Source organism: Sunxiuqinia sp. (genome assembly GCF_055140945.1).
In genome coordinates this window covers 111,247-119,242 of record NZ_JBSQYS010000012.1, presented here as the reverse complement: position 1 = coordinate 119,242, position 7,996 = coordinate 111,247, and the positions used below count along the sequence as shown (strand labels likewise).

At 41.3% G+C, this 7,996-nt stretch carries 6 protein-coding genes; 4 read left to right on the top strand and 2 right to left on the bottom strand.

The features are described 5' to 3' along the window. Positions 1-1,055 precede the first annotated feature (1,055 nt). The 4 genes from ACTB00_RS07960 to ACTB00_RS07945 all read left to right on the top strand — a co-directional run bounded on the left by ACTB00_RS07960 (position 1,056) and on the right by ACTB00_RS07945 (position 4,133). Positions 1,056-1,586 carry a hypothetical protein gene (locus ACTB00_RS07960; protein WP_463299383.1) on the top strand — a complete coding sequence of 177 codons (531 nt, stop codon included), beginning with the start codon at positions 1,056-1,058 and terminating at the stop codon, positions 1,584-1,586. Positions 1,587-1,747: 161 nt separating this feature from the next. Beyond that, a complete protein-coding gene (locus ACTB00_RS07955; RefSeq protein WP_463299382.1) occupies positions 1,748-2,299 on the top strand; it encodes a hypothetical protein in 552 nt (183 codons plus the stop codon). A gap of 225 nt (positions 2,300-2,524) precedes the next feature. Next, positions 2,525-2,926, top strand: coding sequence for a GFA family protein (locus ACTB00_RS07950; RefSeq protein ID WP_463299381.1), 402 nt, complete (start codon positions 2,525-2,527; stop codon positions 2,924-2,926). Positions 2,927-3,206: 280 nt separating this feature from the next. Further along, a complete protein-coding gene (locus ACTB00_RS07945) occupies positions 3,207-4,133 on the top strand; it encodes an alpha/beta hydrolase (RefSeq protein ID WP_463299380.1) in 927 nt (308 codons plus the stop codon). A gap of 230 nt (positions 4,134-4,363) precedes the next feature. Here ACTB00_RS07945 and ACTB00_RS07940 read toward each other — a convergent pair whose 3' ends face one another. Together ACTB00_RS07940 and yccS are read right to left on the bottom strand one after the other, a co-directional pair. After that, entirely contained in the window at positions 4,364-5,731 is a 1,368-nt protein-coding gene (locus ACTB00_RS07940; RefSeq protein WP_463299379.1) for a dipeptidase, read from the bottom strand. A gap of 89 nt (positions 5,732-5,820) precedes the next feature. Then, positions 5,821-7,983: a YccS family putative transporter gene (yccS, locus tag ACTB00_RS07935; RefSeq protein WP_463299378.1), complete on the bottom strand. Its 2,163-nt coding sequence runs from the start codon at positions 7,981-7,983 to the stop codon at positions 5,821-5,823. Positions 7,984-7,996: the final 13 nt, after the last annotated feature.

Genomic DNA, 7,996 nt, shown 5'->3' with positions numbered 1-7,996 from the left:
GTTTGAGTTGAAACTAGTTTTTTCTTGACTAAAAACATGTTTTCCCCCTACGTTTACTCTATAAAGTGAATCGTAGTTTGTTTAGAATGCATTCCAAACTAGTTAAAGTCCACTTGAAACAAGTTATGGTTCACATTAAATATGTTTTAGTGAACATTAAACAGGTTCTCGCCGACATTAAATAGGTTTTAGTCCACATTAAACTGGTTTCAGCCTACTTGAAACAGGTGCTAGCCCACATTAACTGCTATTTAGTGTGAAAAGAGCTTGATTGTGTTCAATAAAATGGTGTCAGTTCGTTTTTTGCTGTTCATGGTTCGAGGAATAACCAAAACCATCCCGTCAACCGCTTTGCGATTGCCACCCCTCCTCGGTGTGGATGGGAAATTGGTCTGTGGTTAATCGCCGGCCATGAAATAGTCAAGCAAGCGTTGTTGATCTGTCCTCATTTCTCCTCCTTGAAAAGGAGGAGTCCGGACTTTAGTCCGGGAGGTGGTTGCTTTGAATCCGGTCGATTGTTGTTTTGAATGAAATTAAATTATGGTCAGTAGTATTACTCGCCTCCCAAAATTGCTAACTTGGAACAATTAAAACTCGTAATACACGACCAATGAATCGAAATGTTCGGTTGCTCATTGGCAAAAATGAAAAGTCTATTGGACTTAATTCCGAGGGACAATTCGTATTACGTGAGTGCATTACGGCTTGAGGTATATAAGAGATATAGAATAGGCCTGTTATATGCACAGACGTTACAGCGCATTTTGACGAAAAAAAAAGACAGACTAATATTAATAAACTAAAACACTGAAAAAACCAAAAATCCTGTCGTAAAGACAGGAACCAGACAAAGATAATAAAGCCAAAAATAAACACTGTATTTCCAGACAATCCAGCATTCAGAAAAAAATAAAAAACAAGACAGAAAGAAGGAAGCAGAAAAAATTATAATCCTCAAAGACAAGTTAACTGTAATTGAGAGAGCGGAGCATTAAAAAAACGCACTATTAAAATGGACACTAACAATAAAAGAAATACTAATAATACCCAAGCTTATGGATAATAAAAAAATCGTATTAACTCTAATTTTAGGACTTATCATTTTAACTTGTATAAACAAAGCTAGTTACAGCCAGATTGGAAGCTCAATTTCGTTTGCAACTGACAAAGTCCTAGGTTTGAATATTTTCTACACAAAAAATAATGATAGTTTTTATTTGGGTTATTCTCATCAGTTCAATGGACAAAAAAATACTGTCGTAAATGAGAGAAAAGAAACTTATGGAACTACACCAATCGAAAACGGAGATTTTTATTCATTAGTTGACCTTGGATATAGTAGATTGTTTTTCAAACGACTCACAGTACAACCGGAAGTGAGTTTTGGTAGCAAAAAATACTTTACAAGCTACTCAGACAGGCGATTTAAAGACGATGGATATTCATTGGTTAGTAGTTCTGAGACAATAACTGGAATTGGTGTAAATTTAGGCTATAAAGTAAATAGCTTTATTGAACCATTTTGTGGATTTCATACAATTAAAAAACTAAACATTGGTGTTAGGATACACTTTGACATATATTAAAAAAACGCGCGGTAATAAACAGGGCTTTAAGCACCGCGTAGTACCCAGCTTAGAGCCCCGGATGAACGATAGCCGTCTCATAATTTGTACATTTACATGCATTAATTATTGGGTGGGCTGTCAGGCTCTACTCTACTGGTGCATTTAATACAGAATCATATATGAAAGAGCGACTAATAATAATTTCTGACTTGTGGGGAAGAGAAAAATCTCAGTGGTCAATAAATTATTCTCGAATTTTAGAAACAAAATTTGAAGTTGAATTATACGATAGTTGCGAACTTGGACAAATAGATAAATCAGACTATACTCAAGAAAGCTTACACAAACAATTCGTTAATGGTGGCATAGAAAAAGCGGTGGAGAATCTTTTAGATTGTGAAAAGCATAAAGTGAATATTCTTGCATTTAGCATTGGTGGTACAATTGCTTGGAAGTTTGGACTTAAAAGTGATAATTTAAATACTTTAATTTGTGTCTCCTCAACAAGACTGCGAAAGGAAACTGAAAAGCCTGAATCTAATTTAAAACTTTACTTTGGCGAAAATGATGAGTATAAACCTACTGAAGAATGGTTTGAAAATATGAAACTCGATTATGAGATTTTGATTGATAAAGGACACCAAGTGTATTGTGAGACTGAATTCACCAAAAAGTTATGCGAAAAAATAATAAATGACATAACAATAAATAGGGCTTTAAGCACCGCGTAGTGCTCAGCTTAGAGCCCCGGATGAACGATAGCCGGCTCATAATTTGTACATTTACGTGCAATGATTTTTGGGTCGATTACATCAGGCTCTACTCTACACATTAATTTAAATAGAGGGACGCGAGTTTCTTAAAGTGAATATTGGAAAGTGTAAACGAGAAAAAAACTGGAAATACGGGAAAATGGATTTCAACTAAATTCATAAATTAAAAAAGTGATTTGTCAAATGGAATACTTAGGTTCTTGTTTATGCAAAGGAATTAAATTTAAAGTTATGGGTGACTTTGACAGTTTTTATTTATGCCATTGCAGATATTGCAGGAAAGACACAGGGTCTGCTCATGCTGCAAATTTGTTTTCTACAACAGCTAAACTAGAATGGATAAAAGCGGAAACTGAAATTAAGACATTTCAACCACATAAAAGTAATCATGTGAAAGCCTTTTGTACAAATTGTGGTTCAGCTCTGCCTAATTTACAAATGGACGGTAAGCTTTTAGTAGTTCCAGCAGGATGTTTGGATACTAAATTAAAAAAACGACCGAATGCACATATTTTTATCTCAAATAAAGCAAGTTGGGATGAGTCGTTGGAAGAGATAAATAAATTTGGCCGTTTCCCTGAATAAGAAATAAATTCGTTCCTGTTTCTTTTGATATATCGAGAAATAGCTTAATGGAGATTAATCTCAAAAAAACTAAGCACAATAAATAGGGCTTTAAGCAGCACGTAATGCCCAGCTTTGAGCCCCGGTTGAACAACACCGTTCCCACGCTTTCATCGCGTGGTGAGTAAACGGGAAAAGCTTTTACGGCATCGGGGGAACTCCCTTTGCTACTCGACCACTAGGACCGTTAGGCGCAAGGGAAGCTGAACAATACAACATGCAGAGAATTAAAAATGAAACCATGAGATTTATATTAAAACTGTTTATTGGTGTTTTGTGTATTGGCAATAGTTTGTGTGTAAGTGCACAAGACTATATGCCATTATGGTCTGAAAACGAAATGCCAAACTCGCTGGGGAAAAAACTAGAGCGAATTGAAGAACGCCAACGTGTTACACAAATTGATGTCCCGGGTATGTATCCATTTTTCACTTCGATGGAAGAAAATAAACGAAGTGCAGTATTAATTTTTCCTCCTGGTGGATATCAAAAAATGACTTATAATATTGCAGGCATTCAATTAGCGAAGTGGTTTAATACATTTGGCGTAAATGCTTTTGTTGTTATGTATCGGTTGCCAACATCGCCTGATTTGGAGGACCGAATTTATGGGCCAATAATGGATGGGCAGCGTGCCTTGAAAATTGTACGGGCAAATGCAGAAAAGTGGAATATCGATCCGGATAAAATTGGTGTTATGGGATGCTCTGCCGGAGGAGGGCTTGCAGCAAATATGTCAACTTTTACTACAGACTATTCGATAATTAGCGATTCGTTGGATCGCATTGACTTTACTCCTAATTTTCAAATCCTAATATCGGGAACGATTAGTATGTCTCAAAATGCACATCAGGGAAGTCATGATGCGCTATTGGGAAAAGAAGCAACAGAAGAAAATGAAAAATTATTCTCGGGTGAGTTAAATGTAACCAATCGAACACCTCCTGCTTTTATTACGTGTGCAGCAAACGACCCCGTTGTAAATCCGTTAAATAGCATTCATTATTTTGAAGCCTTGCAACAAGCATCTATTTCTGCATCGTTACATGTTTTTCCTGAAGGGAAGCATTCAATTGCGTTGCGCAACAATCCCGGATCAACTAACTTATGGACAGAACTGTGTGAAGCATGGATGAAACACCTTGGATTGTTAGAAACAAATAATTAAATCCCGGTGTCTGATCGAATAGTCTGGTTCGCCAGCAAGTAAGGGCGGGGAGTAGCTTCCAGATGAGTGTATGCGAGCCAAGCTTCTTCAACCTTTCAAATTTAATTGATCAAGCTTTTGAGCAATTATAGTAACCGTCCAGCGGCTTCAACCGCTAAACGGATCGTGCGCTTGATTTAACCACACTCTCATACAAGAGCACCGAGAGGAAGCGCAGGAAATGACAAAGCTTATTTTTTCTCGGCAAAATACTTGTAAAACAATGGGATGGTGGTAATGCCTTTGTAGAACTGCTCCAGTGGAAAATTCTCGTTTGGCGAGTGAATGGCATCCGATTCCAGTCCAAAGCCCATTAAAATTGTTTTAATACCCAGCACCTGTTCAAAGGTTGAAATGATTGGAATAGAACCACCGCTGCGAACAGGAACGGGGCGCTGTCCGAATACGTCGATGTAAGCTTGTTCGGCTGCCTGGTAGGCGGGTAAATCGATTGGGCAAACATATCCCTGGCCGCCATGCAGCGAAGTTACGTCTACCTTAACCGACTTTGGAGCAATGCTTTCGAAGTGGGCTTTAAACTGCTCGGCAATTTTTTCATGATCCTGATTGGGAACCAACCGAGTACTAATTTTAGCAAAGGCTTTTGATGGTAAAACAGTTTTGGCTCCTTCGCCCGAGTAACCGCCCCAAATGCCACATACATCAAACGATGGGCGAATGCCGGTGCGCTCGATCGTGGAATAGCCTTTTTCACCGGACAGTTCATCAACCGATAAGGCTTTTTTATAGCTTTCCAGATCAAAAGGTGTTTTTGCCAGTAAGACCCGTTCTTCAGTGGAAACTTCCAATACATCGTCGTAAAAACAGGGAATGGTAATGTGGCCATTATCGTCGGTCATTTGTGCGATTAGCTTAGCCAATGTATTGATGGGGTTGGCAACGGCACCGCCATACAATCCTGAATGCAGGTCGCGGTTGGGACCGGTCACTTCCACCTGCCAATAGGCTAGTCCGCGCAGGCCGGTAGTAATGGCAGGCTTACCGGGAGCCAGCATGGTGGTGTCGGAAACCAAAATAACATCAGCACTCAGCATTTCTTTATTCTCTTCGCACCACTTACCCAAGTTCGGAGAGCCAATTTCTTCCTCTCCTTCAATCATAAATTTGACATTGCAGGGCAGGGTGTTGGTCTTTACCATCAGCTCAAAAGCTTTGGCGTGCATCATGCCCTGGCCTTTGTCGTCGTCGGCACCCCGCGCCCATATTTTACCATCGCGCACTTCCGGTTCAAAAGCCGGCGATTTCCACAGTTCCAGGGGCTCAGCAGGCATCACATCCATGTGGCTATACACCAATACGGTTGGCTTTGCAGGATCAATGATTTTCTCGGCATAAGTAACCGGGTTGCCATTGGTTTCAAAAACCTGTGCTTGATCGGCTCCCGAACTGAGAAGCAGTTCTTTCCAATATTCAGCAGCCTTGTACATATCGGGTTTGTGGGCTTCAATTGAGCTCACCGAAGGAATTCGAATCAAGCCAAATAGTTCATCTAAAAAGCGGTCTTTATTATTTTCAATGTATGTTTCAATATGTTTCATTGTTGTAAATTTTGTTGTTTGCACTCGATTAGTAAAGATAAGGCATTCCCATTACATCGAATACGAGAAAACTCATGGATTTGCCTTTGTTATTTTTGATGAATGGCCAATACGTTTGCCCGTTTTAAAATGTGGGCTGTAACATCGGCAATGTTGAATAGCAAGTTAAATTGTTGCTGCGCTTCTCCTTGTTCGGTATTGTTTAAATGCTCTTTAATTTCATGCATCAGGTTGTCAATGTGTTTGTCGTCCATGCCGTTTTGTACTTGCATTGAATTGGTAACTTCCTGCAAAGCAGCCAGCACATCTTTAGCAATCGATAGCAGCTCGATCGTACTTAGCTGCTGCTGCTGACGATGTGCTCCAAGTGCCGACAAATACGATAATAGCGCATGGTTGAGGTAGGTGAGGGTAAAGGCTTGTTTGCGAAAGTGCTGTCGGTTTTTGGGCTCCATTTGCATGCCTTGCCAGGCTAACACCAGGGCGTTGTCGGCTCGGTGTGCCTGTCGGCGTGCTACCCGGTAATCAAAATCATCGTCAGTCGATTCGTGTTCATATTCATTGATGATAGCTTGAAAGTAGGCCGTGTTTTTACTCAGCGCCTCTTTAATGAGACCGGGCAGACGTTTGTATTGCCAGTCGGGCCATAGCAATCGCACACTAATAATAGCCAACACCGAACCAATTACGGTATCAACCAAACGCGGAACCATGATGGCTACCCCTTCATCAGTAATCAGGCTAAATGCACTGAGCACAAAAATGGTAATGAAAATAACAGAGATTGAGTAGTTCCGACGCAGCCAAAACAGAAAGGTAAAAGCTGATGCCAGCATGAGCACCAATTGTCCGGCGCTGGTCGGGAATAGCTGAACAATCAGCACGCCGGCAATAACTCCGGTGAGAGTTCCCAAAACCCGTTGTAGCAGGCGTCGGCGAGTTTCGCTGTAACTGGGTTGGCAAACAAATAAACTGGTGAGGATGATCCATTCTCCCCTTGCAATTTGAAATCCCTCGGAAATCGCAAAGCCAATCAGGAAACACAAACTAAGCCGAATGGCATACCGTAGCCGCGGATGGTTCCAGTTTAGCTGAGCTTTCAGTCGTTCGCCAATTTTTCGTTCATCTTTGGCCAGGCGTGGCGTTAAGCTTCGTTGCTGATCTTCGTTTAAATTGGCCAGTGATTGATGCGATCGGTTCAGGTTATTGATGAGTGGCGCCAACGGATGCGTCGCTTTATTTTCAGCTTTCTCGAACTGGTCTTTCAAGGCGTTTACCATCCAAGCTAACGAAATAGGATGCCGATAAGGTGTTCCGGTTAGCAGGCTATTGGCAAATTGTTTGATGGCCAATGATAGCTGCAGAAGCGTTTGCCCAATCCCTTCCAGTAGCTCTTTATTTTCCGGGTCGTCACTCAGCAAATCGTAGCGCTCGTGACTGGAAGCAGCCCGTTCGTGCAAGCTTTGCAAAAGCATGAAATAGCGCATGTAGGGTTTTAATGGTTCCTCATCCTTCACCGCATCGCCATAACTATTCAGTACGTCTTTACATCGATCGAGCGCGGCAACTAATTGCACGTTTTGAAGTGCCAACTGATTTCGTAATTGTCCCTGACGCGTTTTGTCACTTGGAAATAGTTTCGCTTTTTCTTCGAGGTAAGTTGCTAAGGCCAGGTAACCTCTGGCTAACTGTTCTTCCAGTAATCGCCACGGATGATAAAAAAGCAATACGAGCGAAAGCAACCCATAGAACAGGGCTCCGGCCGAAAGTAAAATAGGCTGCAAGTACCAACCGGGACTATTGTCGATACCCAGCATGGTGTAAATGCCAACGAGTATCGCACCAAAAGTAACTCCCCGGTATCGCTCACTCAATCCACCAATGAGGATAAAACCAATGGTGGAGATCGCAAGTCCGAAACCTAAAATAATTGGGTAAGGATTTAATAGGGCGACAGCAAAACTGGAGAATCCGAAGCTTACGACTTTTAGTGCCAGCGATTTGATCCTTCCCCGGGGATGATCGTCGGTTTCGGAAAGGGCACCGGCTAAAGCTCCCAAAGCCAGGGTAATGCCAATAACCGATTTCCCGGCAACGACAAAAGGAACAGCCAGCAAGGCAATCGCAAAGGTCGCTTTGGCAGCCATCAACCGATCCGGATTGCTCCAAAAAGCCTGTCGGAATGCTTCAAACCACGCTTGCTTTCGCAAAGGATTAATGAAGACCGAGAGCCATTGATTTTTCTCACTCATGCTTTACTTCAAT